Source organism: Ruminococcus sp. (genome assembly GCF_045129435.1).
Lineage (GTDB): Bacteria > Bacillota > Clostridia > Oscillospirales > Acutalibacteraceae > Ruminococcoides.
Map to the genome: position 1 here is coordinate 1 of NZ_JBGVJL010000103.1, position 2260 is coordinate 2260.

The window sequence follows — 2260 nt, forward strand, 5'->3', positions numbered from 1 at the left end:
CGGATAAGCTGACCGTTGAGGTTAAGGTAGCTGATTTCAATAAATCACTGAGTGCGGAAAATGCAGGCAGTGATAACGAAAAGGAACTTGCACTTGCACAGATGCTATATAAGCTTTTATGCGAATTTACGGGCATAAATCAGCCTTGGGGTTTGCTTACGGGTGTGCGTCCGATAAAGCTGTTGAGAAATGTTTCAAACGAGCAAGGCTTTGAAAAGGCAAAGAGAATTTTTGCAAACGACTACTATGTTAGTCCGGAAAAGCTTGACCTTGCGGTAATGACGGAGGAAAATGAGAGAAAAATTATTGAGCTTTCAAAGCCTGATTCTTTCAGCTTGTATGTTGGCGTTCCGTTTTGTCCGTCAAGGTGCAGTTACTGTTCGTTTGTAATGTCATCTGTCGAAAGGGCAAAAAAGCTTGTTGATCCATATGCAGAATTGCTTTGTGAGGAAATAAGACTCACAGCGGAAATTGCAAACAAACTTGGACTCAGGCTTGAAACCGTTTACTTTGGAGGCGGCACACCGACCACGCTTTCGGCAGAACAGCTTTCAAAGGTGATTGGCACAGTAAACAACAGTTTTGATATGTCAACCTGCAGAGAATTTACAGTTGAAGCCGGCAGACCGGATACAATTACCACAGAAAAGCTTATGGCACTCAAGGAAAACGGTGTTGACAGAATCAGTATAAATCCGCAGACATTAAATGATGATGTTTTGCGTGAAATCGGCAGAAAGCACACAGTGGGACAGTTCTTTGACGCTTTTGCACTCGCAAGAAAGTGTGGTTTTACAAATATTAATACTGACCTTATTGCGGGACTTCCTACCGATACATACGAAAGCTTTAAAAAATCGGTTGACGGCATACTCTCGCTTGACGCCGAGTGCATTACTGTTCATACACTGAGTATGAAACGCAGTTCTACCCTTACCGAAAAAGGTGTGACCATTGACAGAGAGGGTGCGGAAACCACCCGAAAAATGCTTGAGTATAATCAGAAAGTTCTTCTTGAAAAGAATTATATTCCGTATTATCTGTACAGACAAAGCCGAATGGCAGGCAATCTTGAGAATGTCGGTTGGTCAAAAAAAGGTTACGAAAGTCTTTATAATGTTTATGTTATGGATGAAACCCACACCATTCTCGGCTGCGGCTCGGGGGCTGTAACAAAACTCAAGAGGAATAATCCCGACTACCTGGAGCGTATATTCAACTTTAAGTACCCGTATGAATATATAGACAGGTTTGAGGAGATGATAAGAAGAAAAAACGCAATTTCGGCATTTTATACACAATAAATTTGTTGATAATCTCGTGCAATAATGCTATAATAGCACAGATAAATATATAGAAAGGTATGACTGATATGGGAAAATTTGACGGCATTTTAGATGATGTTATAGTTAATGCAAAGGCAGCGGCTTCTGTTGTTTCTAAAAAAGCTTCTGATGTTTACGATAACTCAAAGCAGAAAATTGCAGCGGCTGAAATCAGAGCAGAAATTAACTCAAAGCTCAAGGAGCTTGGTGCACTTACCTACAAAAGTGTTGTACACAGCATTGATTTGTCTGATAAAATCAAAGAAAAAACCGATGAAATTACAGAGTTAAAGGAAAATCTTGACCTTATTAACAACAGCATTTCAGATTCAAAAAATATTAGCTATTGCCCTGAGTGCGGCAGCGATATTCCTGAAAACTCAAAGTTCTGCAACAACTGCGGTGCAAAGCTTGGTGAAGAAAAAACTGAGTTTTAATATTTTTGATTTTATTTTATAAATTGATAATTGGGTGATTTAATTTGTCTAAAAAATACAATGCGATAAGTAATGCAGAGGAAAATGTTTCTCATTCCTTTTTAAAGGGTGCGGCAATACTTACGCTGAGTATGGTTGTTGTAAAGGTTATCGGACTTCTTGATCAGGTGCTTCTCACAAATATTTACTCAATGTTTGGCGAAGAATACGCTACAATGGGTTCGGGACTCTTTAGCAACGCATACGAAATTTTTGTTGTTATATTTACGGTTGCAACGGGCGGACTCCCTATTGCAATTTCAAGACTCGTGTCTGAGAGCATTGCTCAGAAAAGATACAGAGATGTTAAGCTGATACATAAGGTATCAATTCCGTTTTTCTCAATAGTCGGCATTGTGTCATTTATGATAATGATTGCAGGCAGCTTTATTTATGTAAGAATAATTGATTCTCCGTATTCAATTTACGCAATGCTCTGCCTTGCACCGACTATTCTTT

Annotated in this window: 2 protein-coding genes and 1 pseudogene; all 3 read left to right on the forward strand. The window is 39.2% G+C overall.

Annotation, left to right across the window (positions count from 1 at the left end; genetic code table 11):
• On the forward strand, positions 1 to 1304 hold a 1304-nt coding region (gene hemZ / locus ACJMMI_RS05015; RefSeq protein ID WP_405354082.1), incomplete at its 5' end, for a coproporphyrinogen dehydrogenase HemZ.
• A gap of 68 nt (positions 1305 to 1372) precedes the next feature.
• A complete protein-coding gene (locus tag ACJMMI_RS05020) occupies positions 1373 to 1762 on the forward strand; it encodes a zinc ribbon domain-containing protein (protein WP_405354083.1) in 390 nt (129 codons plus the stop codon).
• A gap of 44 nt (positions 1763 to 1806) precedes the next feature.
• A pseudogene (locus tag ACJMMI_RS05025) lies at positions 1807 to 2260 on the forward strand (polysaccharide biosynthesis protein); the annotation flags it as partial.